The organism is Qipengyuania xiapuensis (assembly GCF_019711395.1).
In the GTDB taxonomy this organism is placed as follows: Bacteria; Pseudomonadota; Alphaproteobacteria; order Sphingomonadales; family Sphingomonadaceae; genus Qipengyuania; species Qipengyuania xiapuensis.
The window spans coordinates 1,664,512-1,682,211 of sequence record NZ_JAIGNL010000001.1; the positions used below are offsets into that span (position 1 = coordinate 1,664,512).

General features: G+C 63.2%; 18 protein-coding genes. 5 read left to right on the forward strand and 13 right to left on the reverse strand.

Features of this window, described 5'->3' with window-relative positions; translation table 11 throughout:
• Positions 1 to 9 precede the first annotated feature (9 nt).
• Positions 10 to 537: a molybdenum cofactor biosynthesis protein B gene (moaB, locus tag K3163_RS08420; RefSeq protein ID WP_221553801.1), complete on the forward strand. Its 528-nt coding sequence runs from the start codon at positions 10 to 12 to the stop codon at positions 535 to 537.
• Here moaB and K3163_RS08425 read toward each other — a convergent pair.
• Positions 534 to 1,046, reverse strand: a complete 513-nt coding sequence (locus K3163_RS08425; protein ID WP_221553802.1) for a YcxB family protein — start codon at positions 1,044 to 1,046, stop codon at positions 534 to 536. The two genes, moaB and K3163_RS08425, sit on opposite strands and share 4 nt — an antisense overlap.
• Before the next feature lie 90 nt (positions 1,047 to 1,136).
• Between K3163_RS08425 and K3163_RS08430 the strand changes: the two genes are divergently transcribed.
• Positions 1,137 to 2,222, forward strand: coding sequence for a PA0069 family radical SAM protein (locus K3163_RS08430; RefSeq protein ID WP_221553803.1), 1,086 nt, complete (start codon positions 1,137 to 1,139; stop codon positions 2,220 to 2,222).
• A gap of 167 nt (positions 2,223 to 2,389) precedes the next feature.
• Here K3163_RS08430 and K3163_RS08435 read toward each other — a convergent pair whose 3' ends face one another.
• The 10 genes from K3163_RS08435 to K3163_RS08480 form a co-directional block, all read right to left on the reverse strand.
• Positions 2,390 to 2,821: a DUF1330 domain-containing protein gene (locus K3163_RS08435; protein ID WP_221553804.1), complete on the reverse strand. Its 432-nt coding sequence runs from the start codon at positions 2,819 to 2,821 to the stop codon at positions 2,390 to 2,392.
• Between the two features lie 10 nt (positions 2,822 to 2,831).
• Positions 2,832 to 3,377 (reverse strand): pseudouridine synthase, encoded by a 546-nt coding sequence (locus tag K3163_RS08440; protein ID WP_221553805.1) that lies wholly within the window; start codon positions 3,375 to 3,377, stop codon positions 2,832 to 2,834.
• Positions 3,374 to 4,972: a long-chain fatty acid--CoA ligase gene (locus tag K3163_RS08445; RefSeq protein WP_221553806.1), complete on the reverse strand. Its 1,599-nt coding sequence runs from the start codon at positions 4,970 to 4,972 to the stop codon at positions 3,374 to 3,376. The genes K3163_RS08440 and K3163_RS08445 overlap by 4 nt, the downstream gene beginning before the upstream one ends.
• A 45-nt stretch (positions 4,973 to 5,017) precedes the next feature.
• Complete coding sequence (dnaE, locus tag K3163_RS08450; protein ID WP_221553807.1) at positions 5,018 to 8,491, reverse strand: DNA polymerase III subunit alpha; 3,474 nt, start codon at positions 8,489 to 8,491, stop codon at positions 5,018 to 5,020.
• A gap of 74 nt (positions 8,492 to 8,565) precedes the next feature.
• Positions 8,566 to 8,895, reverse strand: coding sequence for a hypothetical protein (locus K3163_RS08455; protein ID WP_221428323.1), 330 nt, complete (start codon positions 8,893 to 8,895; stop codon positions 8,566 to 8,568).
• Between the two features lie 31 nt (positions 8,896 to 8,926).
• On the reverse strand, positions 8,927 to 9,406 hold the full coding sequence (locus K3163_RS08460; protein WP_221428322.1) for a glutathione peroxidase: 480 nt from the start codon (positions 9,404 to 9,406) through the stop codon (positions 8,927 to 8,929).
• Positions 9,403 to 9,933 carry a hypothetical protein gene (locus K3163_RS08465; protein ID WP_221428321.1) on the reverse strand — a complete coding sequence of 177 codons (531 nt, stop codon included), beginning with the start codon at positions 9,931 to 9,933 and terminating at the stop codon, positions 9,403 to 9,405. Before K3163_RS08465 ends, K3163_RS08460 begins: the two co-directional genes overlap by 4 nt.
• Before the next feature lie 77 nt (positions 9,934 to 10,010).
• Complete coding sequence (locus K3163_RS08470; protein WP_221553808.1) at positions 10,011 to 10,289, reverse strand: hypothetical protein; 279 nt, start codon at positions 10,287 to 10,289, stop codon at positions 10,011 to 10,013.
• Positions 10,290 to 10,338: 49 nt separating this feature from the next.
• Entirely contained in the window at positions 10,339 to 11,025 is a 687-nt protein-coding gene (locus tag K3163_RS08475; RefSeq protein ID WP_221553809.1) for an ABC transporter ATP-binding protein, read from the reverse strand.
• Positions 11,018 to 12,259, reverse strand: coding sequence for a lipoprotein-releasing ABC transporter permease subunit (locus K3163_RS08480; protein WP_221553810.1), 1,242 nt, complete (start codon positions 12,257 to 12,259; stop codon positions 11,018 to 11,020). The genes K3163_RS08475 and K3163_RS08480 overlap by 8 nt, the downstream gene beginning before the upstream one ends.
• A gap of 181 nt (positions 12,260 to 12,440) precedes the next feature.
• On the opposite strand from K3163_RS08480, the gene purF reads away from it, so the two are divergent.
• The 3 genes from purF (at position 12,441) to K3163_RS08495 (ending at position 15,092) form a co-directional block, all read left to right on the forward strand.
• A complete protein-coding gene (gene purF / locus K3163_RS08485; RefSeq protein WP_221428317.1) occupies positions 12,441 to 13,913 on the forward strand; it encodes an amidophosphoribosyltransferase in 1,473 nt (490 codons plus the stop codon).
• 1 nt (position 13,914) lies between these two features.
• Positions 13,915 to 14,625, forward strand: coding sequence for an SDR family NAD(P)-dependent oxidoreductase (locus tag K3163_RS08490; RefSeq protein WP_221553811.1), 711 nt, complete (start codon positions 13,915 to 13,917; stop codon positions 14,623 to 14,625).
• Positions 14,626 to 14,744: 119 nt separating this feature from the next.
• Positions 14,745 to 15,092 carry a PilZ domain-containing protein gene (locus K3163_RS08495; RefSeq protein ID WP_221428315.1) on the forward strand — a complete coding sequence of 116 codons (348 nt, stop codon included), beginning with the start codon at positions 14,745 to 14,747 and terminating at the stop codon, positions 15,090 to 15,092.
• 135 nt (positions 15,093 to 15,227) lie between these two features.
• Here K3163_RS08495 and K3163_RS08500 read toward each other — a convergent pair whose 3' ends face one another.
• Together K3163_RS08500 and K3163_RS08505 are read right to left on the reverse strand one after the other, a co-directional pair.
• A complete protein-coding gene (locus tag K3163_RS08500; protein ID WP_221553812.1) occupies positions 15,228 to 16,436 on the reverse strand; it encodes a serine hydrolase domain-containing protein in 1,209 nt (402 codons plus the stop codon).
• Positions 16,433 to 17,683: an SAM-dependent methyltransferase gene (locus K3163_RS08505; RefSeq protein WP_221553813.1), complete on the reverse strand. Its 1,251-nt coding sequence runs from the start codon at positions 17,681 to 17,683 to the stop codon at positions 16,433 to 16,435. The genes K3163_RS08500 and K3163_RS08505 overlap by 4 nt, the downstream gene beginning before the upstream one ends.
• Positions 17,684 to 17,700 lie beyond the last annotated feature (17 nt).

Genomic DNA, 17,700 nt, shown 5'->3' on the forward strand with positions numbered 1-17,700 from the left:
AGGTAACCAATGGCTATCGACGAAAGCCTGACCTTCAAGCCGGTCAATATCGCGCTGCTCACTATCTCCGACACGCGCAAGGCGAGCGAGGATACTTCGGGGGACATCCTGGCCGGACGGATCGAGGATGCCGGGCATACGCTTGCCGCCCGCGAGATCAGTCAGGACGACAAGAACGAGATCGCGGCACATCTCCACCGCTGGATCGACGACGAGCAAATCGACGCGGTCATCACCACTGGCGGCACGGGCCTCACTGGCCGGGATGTAACCCCGGAGGCGCTCGACCGGGTTAAGGACAAGGACATTCCCGGTTTCGGCGAGCTTTTCCGATGGATCAGCTACGAGACGATCGGCGTCAGCACGATCCAGAGCCGCGCCTGCGCTGTGATTGCCCGCGGGACGTACATATTCGCGCTGCCCGGCTCGAACGGTGCAGTGAAAGACGGCTGGGACAAGATCCTCGCAAGCCAGCTCGACAGCCGCCATCGGCCCTGCAATTTCGTCGACCTGATGCCGCGCCTGCGCGAACGCTAGAAGCGCTTTACCCCCGCCGCATCGAGCGCTGCCGCGAGAAGGCGGTGGTCATCCCCCATCGCCTGCTTGGGGATGGGATTGAAGTAAGCTTCAGTCTGGTGGAGCAGGATCATCCGCTCGGTCTCGGACCATGCATAGAGCTCGTGGAAGGGTATCCGCGCGTGGCCGCGCTGGTTGGTGAAGGTTATCGATTCAGCGTCGAACTCGAGCTCGTTCTCATCGCGTAGCGCGGCGCTCTGCCTGAACTGCCTGCGCATGATGCGTGGTGCGATGAGATACGGGATCAACCAGATCAGCGGAATACCGACCCCGATCACAATCAAGGTCGACAGCTTCAGCGCACCGTCCTCGTAAAGGTCGAGAGCGACGAGCAGGGCCGCGAGCACGAGCACCGCGATGAAGAGGTAGCGCATCGGTCGCTGGAATACTCGGCGCTGGAAGTAATGGCGTCCCGCGACGGCGAGATCGCCCTCGTCGACGCGGTAGGTGTAAGGGCCATGCTTGGTCATCCTACGCTATGTTGACCATGGTTGCGTGCTGCACAAGCCTGCATCGGATTTTCGCTGGACCGGCGCCAATGTTCCACATATGTTCCCGTCATGGAGAAAAGCAGTGAGTCGCCTGTCAGCGGACGGGGTGCGCAGTCGCGCGCGGTCCCGACGCGGTTCGGCCTTGCCACGCGCGAGGCCGATGGCGACTGGCGCGATCATATGGAGGCGCTCGACGGCCCCCCGGTAAAGCTGCGCACCCATGTGACCGAGGAGAACCCGAAGACGATCCTCAGCTTCAACCAGTCTCCCGACATATTCTTCGACCGCTCGATCAACGCCTATCGCGGGTGCGAGCATGGCTGCGTCTATTGCTTTGCGCGCCCTACCCACGCCTATCACGACCTCTCGCCCGGCCTCGACTTCGAGACCCAGCTGTTCGCCAAGCCGAATGCCGCCGAATTGCTGCGCGCGACGCTGGCGAAAGCGAAGTACCGCCCCAAACCGATTGCCATGGGGACCAACACCGATCCCTACCAGCCGATCGAGCGCGACTACCGGATCACGCGAGCCGTCCTGGAGGTGTGCCTGGACGCAAGACACCCGGTGACGATCACCACCAAGTCCGACCGCGTGCTCGACGATCTCGACCTGCTTGCCGAGATGGCTGAGAGGCGGCTTGTGGCAGTGGCGATTTCGGTTACCAGCCTCGATCCGAAGCTGTCGGGCAAACTCGAACCGCGCGCAGCTTCGCCCGCCAAACGACTCTCAGCATTGGAGAAACTGGTCGAGGTAGGCGTCCCGAGCCATTGCTCGGTCGCGCCGGTCATTCCTGCCATCACCGACCAGTTCATGGAGGAAATCGTCCAGCGCGCCGCCGCGATCGGAGTCGATAGCGTGGGCTGGATTCCGCTCCGCCTGCCGCACGAAGTCGCCCCGCTTTTCCGCGAATGGCTGTCGGTCCACTACCCCGAACGCGGCGACAAGGTGATGAGCATCGTCCAGTCGATCCGCAACGGCAAGGACAACGACCCCAACTTCTTCTCGCGCCTCAAACCGACCGGCGTCTGGGCCGACCTCTTCCGCGCAAGGTTCCGAGTGGCGTGTAAACGCGCGGGGCTGGGAAAGGCGAAGTTCGAGCTGGATTGTACACAGTTCAGGCCGCCAGCGGTGGGTGGGCAATTGCGGTTGCTATGAGTTTGAAAGGGGTTTGATCCGAGGGTCAAGACACAAACCGGGTTCTATAAAAGCTCCCTCATAGTGAAGGCAATCATCGGCAATACGCCATTTAAGCGCCCACTGACCAATAAGGTAGCCCGCGAAAAACAGGGCTATTCCGATGATGGGCAACCAGATCCGCCGCGTCAAAACCCCTCCCCCGCATCACCCGGCGCGAACCGCACCAACCTGCTGTCCACCAGCGCCGCCGTGCGGTTGACCACCGCCTTCTGATAATCCGCGTCCTTGATCATCTCGAAGAACGCGCCCGAGTTCGGATATTGCGCCACAAAGCCGTCGTGCCAGCGCATCGCCTCCGGCCCTGTCACCACGGTCTGGAATGCTCCGCGCCAGACGATCTCGCCGCCCACACGGCGGAAGATCGGGCCGCTGGTCTTGCCGTATTCTTCGTAGGCACGGCGGCCGCTCCAGCCCTTGCCCGCATTCTGATGGCCCTCGGGATATTCGGCCTCTTCGCGATAGAGCAGGAGGTTCAGCATGTGGATCGGCTCGTCGCGCGGCAGGTCCTTGAACGCCTCGAAATTGGCGCGGCTTGGGTCGATGTAGGTGTCGGTCACGGCTCTCTCCTCAGACTTGGATTTCACGGTAGGTGCCGGGCGCGATGCCGTCCACGTTCCAATCGCCAATACGCCAGCGGATGAGGCGCAGCGTGGGCAGGCCTACGGCGGCGGTCATGCGGCGGACCTGGCGGTTTCGTCCCTCGGTGATCTCGAGCGCGATCCAGCTGTCGGGCACACTCTTGCGATAGCGGACCGGCGGATTGCGGTCCCAGACAGGCGGCGGATCGATGCGTTTCGCGCGGGCAGGCCGGGTCATGCCGTCCTTAAGCTCGACGCCGCGCGCCAGTTTCTCAAGCGCCTCGTCACTCGCCTCGCCCTCGACCTGCACGAGGTAGGTCTTCGCCATCTTGTAGCGCGGCTCGGCAATGCGTGACTGTAGCCGACCGTCGTCGGTCAGCAGCAGCAGCCCTTCGCTATCCTTGTCGAGACGGCCTGCCGGATAGACACCCGGCACATCGACGAGATGCGCAAGAGTGTCTTCCACCCCCTCCTTGCCCCCGGTGAACTGCGAGAGAACGCCGAAGGGCTTGTTGAGCAGGATCAGCCGGCTCACGCCTCAAGCTTGTAGTCGGCGAACCGGTCGCGCAGGTCCTTCTTGCTGATCTTGCCGGTGGCGGTGTGCGGAATGTCGTCGACGAACTCGACCGCATCGGGAAGCCACCATTTGGCGACCTTGTCCGAGAGGAAATTGGTCACCTCCTCGGCGCTGACATCCTGACCTTCCTTCTTCACCACGAACAGCACCGGGCGCTCGTCCCACTTGGGGTGGAACATGCCGATGCATGCAGCCTCGGCGACCGCCGGATGGCCGACGGCCGCATTTTCGAGCTCGACCGAGGAAATCCATTCACCGCCCGACTTGATGACGTCCTTGGTGCGGTCGGTGAGCTGCAGCGTGCCGTCGGGATGAAGCATGCCGACGTCGCCGGTGTCGAACCAGCCATCCTCGGTGACCGCGTCTTCCTCGGCCTTGAAATAGCGCTTCACCACCCACGGCCCGCGGATCTGCAGCGCGCCGGAGGTTTCGCCGTCGCGCGGGAGGACCTTGGTCGGATCGTCGAGGTCGATCGTGCGCAGCTCCACGCCGAAGATCGGGCGGCCCTGCTTCATCGTCTTGGTCACCTTCTCGTCGAAGCTGAGCTGGTCCCAGTCATGCGTCGGGCCGCCGACCGTGCCGATGGGCGAGGTTTCGGTCATGCCCCATGCGTGCTGGACGCGCGTACCGTTCTTCATTAGGCGCTCGATCATGAACCTGGGCGCAGCCGAACCGCCGATGGTGGCGGCCTTGAGCGGCGGCAGGTCGATGCCTTCCGCGTCGCAATACTGGAAGTGAGCGAGCCAGACGGTTGGCACACCGGCGCTGTCGGTCACGCCTTCCTTGAGCATCATCTCGTGGAGCACCGCCGGATCGTTCACCGCGCTGAACACGAATTTGATGCCCGCCATCGCGCCTGCATAGGGAAGGCCCCAGCTCGCCGCGTGGAACATCGGGACGACCGGCAGCATCACCGAGGACGCGCTGAAATTGAACGTCGAGGGCTGCAGCCCCGAGATCGCGTGCAGGACCGTGCTGCGATGCTCGTACTGGACGCCCTTCGGATTGCCGGTGGTGCCGCTGGTGTAGCAAATCATGCAGGGGTCGCGCTCGTCGCCTTCGACCCATTCGAAATCGCCGTCTTCCGCGCCGATCCAGTCCTCAAACGAGGTCGTGTGCTCGCCGCTGTCGAAGCAGATGTAATGTTCGACGTTCGGCCAGCGGTCACGCATCTTGTCGACGATGGGCTGGAAGGCTGCGTCGTAGATCACAACGCGATCGTCCGCGTGATTGACGATGTATTCGAGCTGGTCCTCGAACAGGCGCGGGTTCACCGTGTGGAGCACGCCGCCCATACCCGCCACGCCATACCAGCTGACGAGGTGGCGCGAATGGTTCATCGCGATGCTGGCGACTTTGTCTCCCGGCTTGAGGCCAAGCTTTTGCAGGGCCTGCGCCATCTTCAGCGCATCGCGGCGGATGCCAGCCCAGTTCGTACGGGTTTCGGTTCCATCCGCCCAGCGGGTGACGATTTCGCGGGTCGGTGCCTCACGTGCCGCGTGGTCGATCACATGCGTCACACGCATGGTCCAGTCCTGCATCGCTCCGAGCATTCAGCCTCTCTCCTTGCCTCTTGCGCCTCTCACGGCGCTTGTCGGTCAGGCGACGAGGCGTAGGTGCGAGCCGCCGCGCCGCTTGTCGAGCTGCACCTTGGCAAGGCCGGGCACGCTTGCCAAGCGTTCTGCGAGCTCGCCATCGAGCGCAAACCCGCGGCCCAAGCGCATCACAGGCTCGTGGTCGCCGCCGATCCGTAGCGTCACCATGACCTCGTCCTTGCCGTTTCCGGCTTCGGACAATTCACGGCTCAATGCCTCGACCGCCGCGACATCGAGGATGTCGAGCGTGAGGATCATGGGCGTCGAGCCCTTCACGTCCGCGAGCGGAGTGCCGCCGCGCACCGTAATGCGGGGCGGTTCATCGGGGCTCGGCGAATCGAGTTCGACCTGCAGGAGCACACAGGTCTGCTCCTCGGCCCATTTCATGAAGCGCTCGACCATGCCTTCCTCGAAGCAGGCGGCGCTGAACTGGCCGGTCGCATCGGAGAAATCCGCACGGATGAAAGGCTTTCCGCGCCGCGTGGTGCCCTTGTTCACCTTCTCGACCATGGCGGCCATCACCGCATTTGAGCGGCCACCCGCAGGTGCACCGCCCGCCATCAGCGAGGCGTAAGTCCGCGCGCCATTGGCCGAAGCGATGTCCTTCCATGCCGCGACCGGATGGGCGGAGAAATAGAAGCCGAAGTTCTCGCGCTCCCGCGCCATGCGCTCGGCGCGCGGCCAGTCCTCGACCTCGCGCAGTCGCAGCGTCTCGCCGGGCGCGTCCTCGCCGCCGAACATGCTGGCCTGTCCGCTGGTCCGTTCGCGGTCCGCCGCATCTGCGACTGCCAGCAGCATGTCGGCGTTCTCGAAAACCTTCGCGCGGTTGGGCTCGAGCGCGTCGAGCCCGCCTGCACAGGCAAGAGCCTCGAGTTGGCGCGAGTTCATCGAACCCTTGGGAATGCGCTCGAACAGGTCCTGCAGGCTGTCGAACTGCCCCGAAACCTCACGCTCGGCGACGATGGCTTCCATCGCCTTCTCGCCGACATTGCGGATGCCTGCGAGCGCATAGCGAACCGCATAGCCATCGTCGGTCTGTTCGACGGTGAACTCGGCCTCGGACTTGTTGATGCAGGGCGGCTCGACCGCGATGCCCTGCCGCCGCGCATCGTCGACGAAGATCGTAAGCTTCTCCGACTGGTGCATGTCGAAGCACATCGACGCGGCGAAGAATTCTTCCGGATAATGCGCCTTCAGCCACGCGGTCTGGTACGCGAGCAGTGCGTAGGCGGCAGCGTGCGACTTGTTGAAGCCGTAGCCTGCGAACTTGTCGATCAAGTCGAACAGCTCGTTGGCCTTGGCTTTCTCGATGCCGCTGACTTCCTTGCAGCCGGCCACGAAACGTTCGCGCTGCGCGTCCATCTCGGCCTGGACCTTCTTGCCCATGGCGCGGCGCAGCAAGTCTGCATCGCCGAGCGAATATCCGGCGAGGATCTGCGCGGCCTGCATGACCTGTTCCTGGTAGACGAAGATGCCGTATGTCTCGGCAAGGATACCCTCGAGCTTCTCGTGCGGATACTCGATCGGCACCTCGCCCGCCTTGCGCTTGCCGAAGAGCGGGATGTTGTCCATCGGGCCCGGGCGATAGAGCGAGACGAGCGCGATGATGTCGCCGAAATTGGTCGGCTTCACCGCGGTCAGCGTACGCCGCATGCCTTCCGATTCCAGCTGGAACACGCCGACCGTGTTACCTGCCTTCATCAACTCGTAGACCGCCGGATCGTCCAGCTCGAGCTGCGAGAGATCGATCTCGATATCGCGCTTCTTGAGCAGGTCGGTCGCCTTCTTGAGGACCGACAGCGTTTTCAATCCGAGGAAGTCGAATTTGACGAGACCGCTGCTCTCGACATTCTTCATGTCGTACTGCGTCACCGGCATGTCCGAACGCGGATCACGATAAAGCGGGACGAGTTGAGCCAGCGGCCGGTCGCCGATCACCACGCCGGCGGCGTGGGTCGAGCTGTTGCGCGGGAAACCTTCCAGCTGCATCGCGAGGTCGATCAGGCGTTTGACCTCGTTGTCGTTGTCGTACTCGGCCTTGAAATCGGCGGCCCCGTTGAGCGCACGAGGGAGCGTCCACGGGTCGGTCGGGTGGTTCGGGACCATCTTGCAGATGCGGTCGACATGGCCGTAGCTCATCTGGAGGATGCGGCCCGTGTCGCGCAGCACGGCGCGCGCCTTCAGCTTACCGAAGGTGATGATCTGCGCGACATGGTCATGCCCGTACTTCTGCTGGACATAACGGATCACCTCGCCGCGGCGGGTTTCGCAGAAGTCGATATCGAAGTCGGGCATCGAGACGCGTTCCGGGTTAAGGAAGCGTTCGAACAGCAGGCCCAGCTTGATGGGATCGAGGTCGGTAATCGTCAGCGCCCATGCTACAAGGCTGCCCGCACCCGAACCACGGCCCGGCCCCACAGGGATGTCCTGATCCTTCGCCCACTTGATGAAGTCGGCAACGATCAGGAAGTAGCCGGGAAAGCCCATCTGGTTGATGATGCCGACCTCGTAATCGAGCCGGTCGACATAGACCTGGAGCTCCTCGTCCGACATCTCGCCATAGGGCTCGAGGCGATTGGCGAGACCCTTGCGCGCATCCTCTTCCAGCATTCGCGCCTCGCCCTCGAGGTCGCCGGCAAGGCTTGGCAGGATCGGGTCGCGATAGGGCGGCGCGTAAGCGCAGCGCTGTGCGACCACCAGCGTGTTGGCAGTGGCCTCCGGCAGGTCGTCGAAGGCCTCTTCCATCATGTGGGCGGTCTTGACGTAGGCCTCTGGGTTCGACTTCGCGCGCTCCTCCGCGTCGACATGCGTCGAATTGGCGATGCACAACATGGCGTCATGCGCCTTGTACATATGCGGTTCGGCGAAGTTGGCAGGGTTCGTGGCGACGAGCGGCAGGTCGCGTTCGTAGGCGAGGTCGATCAGTGCGCTTTCCGCCGCTTCCTCGACCGGGTTGCCGCGCCGCGCGAGTTCCACGTAGAGTCGCCCGGGAAACAGCGCCTCGAGCTTGTCGAGCATGGCCGTGGCGTGGCTCGTCTGGCCCTCTGCCAATAGGCGCGTAACCCCGCCCTCGCTCGCGCCGGTGAGCGCGATCAGGCCGTCGGTGCGCCCTTCGAGGTCTTCCATCCGGATATGCGGTTCGAACTCGAGCGGACGATCGAGATGCGCTTTCGAGACCAAATGGCATAGATTGTCGTAGCCCGCTTCGTCCTGCGCGTAGAGCGGCAGGTAGTCGACCGTGCGGCCTTCCTCATCCCGTGCAACGCCGAGCAGCGTGCCGGTAATCGGCTGGATGCCCTCCGCCTTGCAGGCGTTCGCGAACATGACCGCGCCATAGAGCCCGTTGCGGTCTGCCATTGCGATGGCGGGAAAGCCGCGCTCCTTCGCCAGCTTGGCCATCGCCTTGGGATCGATCGCTCCTTCGAGCATCGAATAAGCGGATAGCACGCGCAGGGGTACGAAGGGCTTGTAAGGCATCCTCGCAAGGTAGGATTTTGCGCGCCGATCTCAAAGGGCGCGCGGACGGTTATTCTCCACCGCTTGTGGAGAAATCAGTCCTCCGGCGGAGCAGCGATCTTCCTGCGAGTGTCGCGGATCGTCGACCAGGCTCCGTAAACGACGAGAGCGGCAAGGAAGACCCACACCCAGACCGGGATATTCTCGCCCACAATGGCGAGATAGAGATAGGCCGAAACGAAGAAAAATCCCGCAAGCATCGTCGGCACGACGGTCGATTGCCCCGCCCTCGCCCGCTTCACAAGCCAGGCGATGGAAGCGAGGAAGAACGGGATCGCCCCCACGTATATCCCCCCGAAAATATAGGGGTTCACGCCGTACTGGGCGCCGAGCGAGAGAAACCAGGTGTTGAGTTCGGCAAGCATGGCGTGGTGTTCGCTGGAAGCCCCGAATCAGTTACAGTAGCTTTTCGATATCCTTGGCAATCGCCGCCGGAGCGTCGGCGGGGCCGTAACGCTTCACTACGTTGCCTTCGCGGTCGATGAGGAACTTGGTGAAGTTCCACTTGATCGATTTCGAGCCCATCAGGCCCGGCGCTTCCGCCTTCATCCAGTCGAAGAGCGGGCTGGCATTGTCGCCGTTCACCTCGACCTTCTGCATCAGCGGGAAGGTGAGGCCGAAATTGACCTTGCAGAACTGCTCGATCTCGCCCGCATCGCCGGGCTCCTGGTTGCCGAACTGGTTGCAGGGAAATGCCATGACCTCGAAACCCTGGTCCTTGTAGTCCTGGAACAGCTTCTCGAGCCCGTCGTACTGCGGCGTGAAACCGCACTTGCTGGCAGTGTTCACGACCAGCAGGACCTTGCCGAGTTTCTCTTTCAGGTCGAGTTCGTCACCCTTGTTAGTGGCCACGGTGAAATCGGCGATGGTGGTCATTGGGCTGCGTCCTTGCGGCGATAGATGAGGTCGAAGTAATTCGCCCAGCTGAGACCCCGGTCCTTGCTGGCTTCTCCGTGTTGGCGCACGCTACCGTCATCGCGCAAGCTATAAGTCATTCGGACCAGCAAAGGCGTTCCATCCTGCGCCTTTCCCCATTGGCCGGTGAGGATCATTTTGCCCTCCACCGCGCCGCCATCGAAGAAGACGCGGCCGGGTTGCCCGCCGACCCACAGCTGGTGCCAGCCCTCGGTCACGGGATCATAGGCGCTCAGGCTCGTCCCGCTGCGCCCCTGAAGCGGCATCCACGTCTCGCGGATCGCGCAACCGGCGCTCACTTTCTCGATGCTGCTGTCGGCCACCTTTTCGGGAGAGCCATCTGCGTTCGGGTAAACATCCCACTCGCCGACCCAGAAATCGAAAGCCTCGAAGTCCTCGCCTTCGCATGAAGGAGGTGCTGGCGGCACGGCGGGCGCCTCGGCTGCGGTGGTCTGGGCGAGAATCAGGGCGACGGATGCAAGTGACATGAAAAATCCTCCCGCATCCTGCCTAAACCGGCTGCGGGAGGATCGCCAATTTCAATCTGCGGAGCGGCTATCGCGCCCTACGAGCGCGGGAAATCGTCTCGCTTGGAAAGCTCCTCCACTTCCGAGGCGTGGTATTCGCGGTCGCCCAGCTTCTCGATGTAGTAATCTTTCCGCTCGTGCTCGGGCATCAGCATCATGTGGTTGACGAGATCGGCGAAAGTCCCGTTGCGCAGGCCCTTGGCAGCGTCCAGCACACCGTCGCCGTCACCGACATGGTGCAGCGAGGCCCGGTCGTCCCATTGGATCCCGGGGCGATGGCAATCTTGGCCTTTGTAAGTGCTCGGGTGGTCGGTCATGCAAAAATCCTCCTTTGCCTGACCAACGTGCGAGAGCCATTACGGGTCCTTACTCGAGGACACCCTCATGCAAGCGCACGACCCGGTCCATGCGTGCAGCGAGCCGTTCGTTGTGCGTGGCGATCAGCGCGGCGCTACCCTCGCCCCGGACAAGCGCAAGGAATTGCTCGAGCACGCGGTCGGAAGTGGCCTCGTCGAGATTGCCCGTCGGTTCGTCTGCAAGGACGAGATCCGGACGGTTGGCCAGTCCGCGCGCCACGGCAACGCGCTGCTGCTCGCCGCCCGAAAGCTGGCTGGGCCGGTGATCGAGCCTGTGCCCAAGGCCAAGCGCGGTCAGCAGCTCTTCAGCCCTCGCCTCTGCATCCTTCCGGTCAATGCCGGCAACGAGCTGGGGAAGGACGACATTCTCGCGCGCATCGAAATCGGGCAGCAGATGGTGGAACTGGTAGACGAAACCCAAGTGATCGCGACGCAGGCTGGTGCGTGCATTCGCATCGCTCTTTTCCGCCGAATGGCCCGCAATCACGATCTCGCCGCCGAAGCCACCTTCCAGCAGGCCGACAGCCTGCAACAGGGTCGACTTGCCCGAACCGGAAGGCCCGAGAAGCGCCACGATCTCGCCCGGCATGATGTCGAGATCAACGCCGCGCAGCACGTCGATGCGCACGCCGCCCTGCTCGAAGCTGCGAGTAAGGCCGCGAAGTTCGACGACGGGGCGCATGTGGGCGTTACTCATAGCGAAGCACCTGCACGGGGTCGGTACTGGCAGCCTTGAGCGCCGGATACAGCGTCGCAAGGAAGCTCATCACCAGGGCAAGGCCGACGATCATCGCGATCTCGACCGGATCGGCCTTGGCGGGGATCGAACTCAGGAAGCGAACCTGCGGGTCCCAGAGCTCGGCACCGGTCAGCCAGCCAATGGCGGCAACGATCTGCTCGCGGAAACCGAGGACCAGCGCACCCAGTATCAATCCGGCGATAGTGCCGAGCGCGCCGACCGTGAAACCGGTCGTCACGAAGATCTTGGTCAGGCTGCGCCGCGTCGCGCCCATCGTACGCATGATCGCGATATCCCTCGTCTTCGCACGAACGAGCATCACGAGGCTCGAAAGGATGTTAAATGCCGCCACCAGAACCATGAAACTCAATGCGAATGCCATTGCCGCACGCTCGACCTCGAGCGCTTCGAACAGTGTCGCGTTGATGGTCTTCCAGTCACGGACCACCGCCCTGCCCGCAAGGCTTTGCTGAACCGGGGCGAGAATGTTTTCGACCTCGTCGGGATCGGTGACTTTCACCTCGATCATGCCGATCGTGTCGCCGGTCAGCAGGAGCGTTTGCGCATCCTGCATCGGCATCACGACGAACGCACCGTCATAGTCATAGACCCCGACTTCGAAGATCGCCGAGACTTCGTAGCCAACTTGGCGCGGAACCGTGCCGAAGGGAGTCGAGCGCCCCTGCGGGTTGATGATGGTGATCGTATCACCCACCCGCGCACCGATATTTTCCGCCAGCCTCACGCCGATGGCGACCTTGCTGGCACCGGGCTGGAGCAGGTCCATGTTTCCCGCGACGGTCTTCTCGGACAGGCCGCGGATGTCCTGCATGGTGTTGCCGCGCAGCAGGATCGCCTCGACGCGGCCGTTGAAAGTGGTGAGCAGCGGTTGTTCGATCAGTGGCGAAGCCTCGACCACGCCCGGCGTCTGCTTCACTTCCTGGAGGACGTTCTCCCAATCATCTAGCCGACCGCCATAGGCCTGCACGATGGCATGGCCGTTGAGGCCCACGATCTTGTCGAGCAGCTCGGCACGAAAGCCGTTCATGACGCTCATCACGATGACCAGCATCGCGACTGAAAGCATGACGACGGTTATGGAAATGCCCGCGACTAGCGCGATGAACGCCTCGCTCCTGCCCGGGAGCAGGTAACGTTTGGCGATCGTCCGTTCGAATGGAGAAAGAAGCAAGGCGGCCCCAGAATAGAGGTGATCGGGTGTGGTCGTCCGTTGCCTTGGGCGTTTAGGCACAGTTTCGTGGCCGCGCAATGAACGTGCGTGAAATCTCCCCCGCGATCCGCCTCACAAGCCTTGTAATCCTGCCGTAACATCGTCATTGGGGCGGCATCCGGATGGCAGCGCGGGCTACACCATGAATTGCACCCACCCCTTCCTCGACGCGGATGGCGACAAGCTACGCGAAGAGTGCGGCGTATTTGGCGTAATCAACGCGACAGACGCCTCTGCGGCGACCGCGCTCGGCCTGCACGCACTGCAGCACCGCGGACAGGAAGCTGCCGGCATCATCGCCTGGGACGGCGCTGAATTCCGCGCCCGCCGCGGTCTTGGCCACGTCGCCGAGAACTTCTCTTCTTCCGAAGCGATTGCCGAACTGCCGGGCCATATGGCCGCCGGCCATGTCCGTTATTCGACAACCGGCGGCGCAGGCCTTCGTAACGTCCAGCCGCTCTATGCCGACCTCGCAAGCGGCGGATTCGCCGTGGCGCATAACGGCAATATCTCGAACGCGGGCGTGCTGCGCGAAGAGCTGGTGCAGCGCGGCGCCATCTTCCAGTCGACATCCGACACCGAGGTGATCATCCACCTCGTTGCGACGAGCCGCTACCCGACCATCGTCGACCGCCTGATCGACGCGCTCCGCCTGCTCGAGGGTGCCTATGCGCTGATCGTGATGACGCCCGAGGGCATGATCGCTTGCCGCGACCCGCTGGGCATCCGCCCGCTGGTGATGGGCAAGATCGGCGATGCTACGGCCTTTGCCAGCGAGAGCGTGGCCTTCGACGTCGTCGGCGCCGAAATGGTCCGCGAGGTCGAGCCGGGCGAGCTGATCCGTGTCGACTTCGACGGCAATGTCGATTCGCTCCATCCCTTCGGCAACCACAGCCCGCGCCCCTGCATCTTCGAGCATGTCTATTTCAGCCGTCCCGACAGCTTCTTTGCAGGCCGCAGCGTTTACGAAGCCCGCAAATCCATCGGCGTGGAGCTGGCCCGCGAGAACCCGGTCGAAGCCGACCTCGTCGTGCCGGTCCCCGACAGCGGCGTGCCCGCAGCCATCGGCTATGCGCAGGAAGCAGGCATTCCGTTCGAACTCGGCATCATCCGCTCGCACTATGTCGGACGCACGTTCATCCAGCCTTCCGACGGCGCGCGCCATGCCGGCGTCAAGCGCAAGCACAATGCCAATCGCAGCCTGGTGGAAGGCAAGCGCATCGTCCTGATCGACGATTCGATCGTGCGAGGCACGACCTCGATGCAGATCGTCGAGATGATGCGCGATGCAGGCGCCAAGGAAGTCCACTTCCGCGTCGCCAGCCCGCCGACCGCGCACAGCTGCTTCTACGGTGTCGACACGCCCGAGCGCAGCAAGCTGCTCGCTGCGCGGATGGACATCGAGCCGATGCGCGAATTCATCAAGGCGGACAGCCTCGCTTTCGTCTCGATCGACGGCCTCTATCGCGCCGTGGGTGAGAAGCCGCGTGTTAAGTCGTGTCCGCAGTTCTGCGATGCCTGCTTCACCGGTGATTACCCCACCTCGCTGACCGATCTTTCGCGCCGCGAGGACAAGCAGAAGCAGCTCGCCCTGCCCGTCGACAAGGTCGCCTGAAATGACGAAACCGCTTGAAGGAAAGCTCGTGCTCGTCACGGGTGCCAGCAAGGGCATCGGTGCTGCAACCGCAGTAGCCTTGGCCGAAGCCGGAGCGCATGTCGTGCTCACCGCGCGCGATGTCCGCTCGCTCGAAGCTGTCGAGGATCGCATCCACGAGGCAGGCGGCGCATCGACCATCGCGCCCGTCGATCTGGCAGAGAGCGACGGGATCGCACGCCTGGCCTCGGCAATCGCCGGACGCTGGGACAAGCTTGATGCGATGGTGATCAGCGCGGCCTATCTGCCTACGCTCAGCCCCGTCACCCAGATCGACGGCAAGCAGTTCAGCCAGGCCGTGACTATCAACTTGCTCGCGACGCAGGCGCTGCTTGCGAATTTCGATCCGCTGCTCAAGCGGGCCGGTGCTGGCCGTGTCATCGGCCTTACCAGCAGCGTAGGTAAAGACCCCAGGGCGTACTGGTCGGCATATGGTGCTACCAAGGCGGCGTTCGACAACATGCTCGAAAGCTATGCGCAGGAAGTCGAGAAGATCGGCAACGTGCGTGTCGCCATCGTCGATCCCGGGGCAACGCGCACCGACATGCGCGCAAAGGCCTATCCCGGAGAGGATCCGGAAACGGTCAAGCCGCCCGAGGAGGTGGCACAGCGTCTGGTGGAGCTTCTGGTTAACGACTTCCCGACCGGCCACCGAGAGCGGGTCGAAAAGTAAGTTAACCTTCGCCGGTGACCATTTCTTAATCTCGAATCGCGACATTCGCCCGATATCGCGCGCACGTTTTTCACGTGGGCGGGATCGTTGGATCGGATCAGGGCAGAAGGTCTCGAGATATGAATTACCAGACGCAAGATCGCTACTTGATGGCGGCACAGGAAGATCGTTGCGCACCGCGGACCAAGCTCACGATTCCGGGGCAGCTTCGCGCCAGTGGCGGACGCGCATTCCAGACCGTGGTTCACGATCTTTCGATCTCGGGCTTCTCGGCTGCGGCGATCAACCGCATGCATGAAGGCCAGATGTGCTGGCTGACCCTCCCCGGCCTCGAATCGCTCCAGGCGCAGGTCGTGTGGTGGGAAAACTGCATGGTTGGTTGTGCATTCAGCGAGCTGCTCTCGCCGATCGTGCACGACAACATCCTCGCCCGCTACAGCGGCGAGAACACCTACCGTCCCTACTGATCTCGCAAGACAGGTGACGACACCGACAGCTTTGGCGGCGGCCTGAAGGGCCTGGCCTGAACCTCGTCCGGATGGCTCGTCGTCGGTGGCCGTGCGCCCCAGTGGCCTCGGCCACCACTTGTATCGGGGACTGCCCTACTCCCCTTCTGCAGCAATCATCCCGACGATTTCACGGAACTTCGCACGGTTCTCCGAGCTCGTGGCAGTCGGCCAATTGCTGACGACCGCAACAACGAGATCGGCATCGGGCACGATGGTGATCGCCTGCCCGAAGATGCCCTGCGCCCCGTACTGTTCGCCCGGATAGGCCCACCACTGGTAGCCATAGCCGAAGCCGGGCGCACGCGGCCCGAAATCGACCTGCGCATCGCCGGCAGCATCGAACCATCCTGAAGGCACCACGCCCTTGCCACCCTCGAGCACGAACTGCCCGAAACGCGCATAGTCCGACAGCGTCAGCGACAGGCAGCATCCGCCGATATTCCCGCCGGTGAGGTCCTGCATCCAGAACAGCGAGCCTTCGAAACCCGCCGGGAAGACAATCTTCTTGGCCGCGTATTCGGCGAGCGACATGCCGGTCGCCTCCTCGACGATCAGGCCGAGCAGGTTGGTCTCCAGCGTCTTGTAGACCCACTTCTCACCCGCGGGAGCCTCGCGTTCGAGCGTACGGGCATAGGTCACGGCCTGCGATTCTCCGGCCACCGGTGTCACCGCGAGCATGCGCGCGACATCGCTTGCCGGGTCGGTGTAGTCCTCGTTCCACGCGACGCCAGATGTCATGGTCGCAATCTGGCCGACGGTAACGCCGTCGTAGGCCGTGCCCGACAGCGCGGGAATGATATCCGTAACCGGGGTATCGAGGCTCTCGATCAAACCGTCCTCGATGGCTGCGCCGAGCAGGGTCGAGGTAAAGCTCTTCGCAACGGAGAAGCTGGTCCAGCGATCTTCCGCGCCAAGACCCAGGCCGTATTCCTCGAACTCGACTTCGCCACCGCGCAGGACCATTAGGCCGGACACCGAGGTATCCCGCATGAAGCCGCGGATCGCGTTCACCGTTTCGCTCGAGAGCGCGTTCTCGCTGCGTGGCAGGCTGCGTGCCTTTGAGCGCGGCGTCACTTCGAGACCGGGAAAGAGGGATTCCATGTCACGGAATGCTGCAGACCGGCGCTCATCGCTCCAGAACAGGATCGAGTCCGAAGGATCCATGCTCGCCATCTGTTCGGGCATGACCTGAGAGACAACCGGCATCTGTGCAAGAGCCGAGGCCGCCTGCATGTCCCCGGTAGCTGTGGTCCCGCACCCGGCGAGCGCCAGTGCCGCTGCTCCGACAAGCCAATTCTTCATGCCCTCTCTCCCTCTTTCACCAGCGTGACCTGGTGGACGTCGATCCCGCCGCCACGGAATCCGCCTTCGCAATACATCAGGTAGTAGCGCCACAGGTCGCAAAAGCGTGTGTCGAAACCGACCGGCAGCTCGTCATTCGCCGCCGCCAGATCGAACCGTTCGCGCCAGAGGCGCAGGGTCTCGGCGTAGTCGAGACCGAAATCGTGCTGGTCCTGCCATGTGAGGCCGCGCTCCTCCGCAAGGCGGCGGAACTCGCTCGTGCGTATCAGCAGCCCGCCCGGGAAGATGTAGGCCTGGATGAAATCGGCGCTCTTCGCGTAGTCGTCGAACAGTTCGTCGCGGATCGAGATATACTGGATTGCGGCGCGCCCACCCGGTTTAAGGTTGCGTGCGATACAGTCCATGAAGGTCGGCCAGTATTCGCGGCCAAGCGCCTCGACCATCTCCACGCTGACGATGGCATCATAACTGCCCGCGGTGTCGCGATAGTCCTGCTTGCGGAAATCGATCGCGCTCGACTGGTGCTGGCGCGCCCACGCCAATTGCTCGTCCGACAGGCTGATCGCGGTGACATGGCTGCCCCTGCCCGCGAGATAGCCGGCGAGCGCTCCCCAGCCGCAACCGATTTCGAGGACGCTTTCAGGCTCGCCGATGCGCTCGCCCAGGGCGGCCCATTTGCGCTTTTGCGCTGCTTCGAGCCGATCCTCTTCGACATCGAGCGCCGAGGAGTAGCTCATCGTCGGATCGAGCCATGCGCGGTAGAAATCGTTGCCGAGGTCGTAATGCGCGGAGATGTTCTTCTGCGCGCCTGCATGCGTGTTGCGGTTTACGAGATGCGCAAGCTTCAGCGCGTGGCGGAAAGGCCCCTTGGCCCGCGCCGTGTCTCCCAGCCGCTCGGCATGCTGCATAAAGAGCGCAAAGAGCGGCACCGGATCGGGGCTCCACCACTCACCCGCTTCCCAGCCCTGGTAGAGGCCGACCGAGCCATTGGTCGCGATGCGGATCAGCGCGCGGTAGCTGCGCAGTTCGAAATGGCACTCGAAACCGGGCGCGCGGCCACCGAGGGTGCGCTTGGAACCGTCTGGAAGCGTCCCGTGAATCGTTCCGCTGGCAAGCCCCAAGTCGATGCGGGAGAGCATCTTCTCGACACCCGGCGCGATCAGCCGCGCGAACAGACCCGGCTTTCTCGCAAATGCCTTCGAACCCTCGATAAGGTCGCGTCCGCGTTGAGAGGTCTGCATGTCCATGAACGGCGCTATGCCGC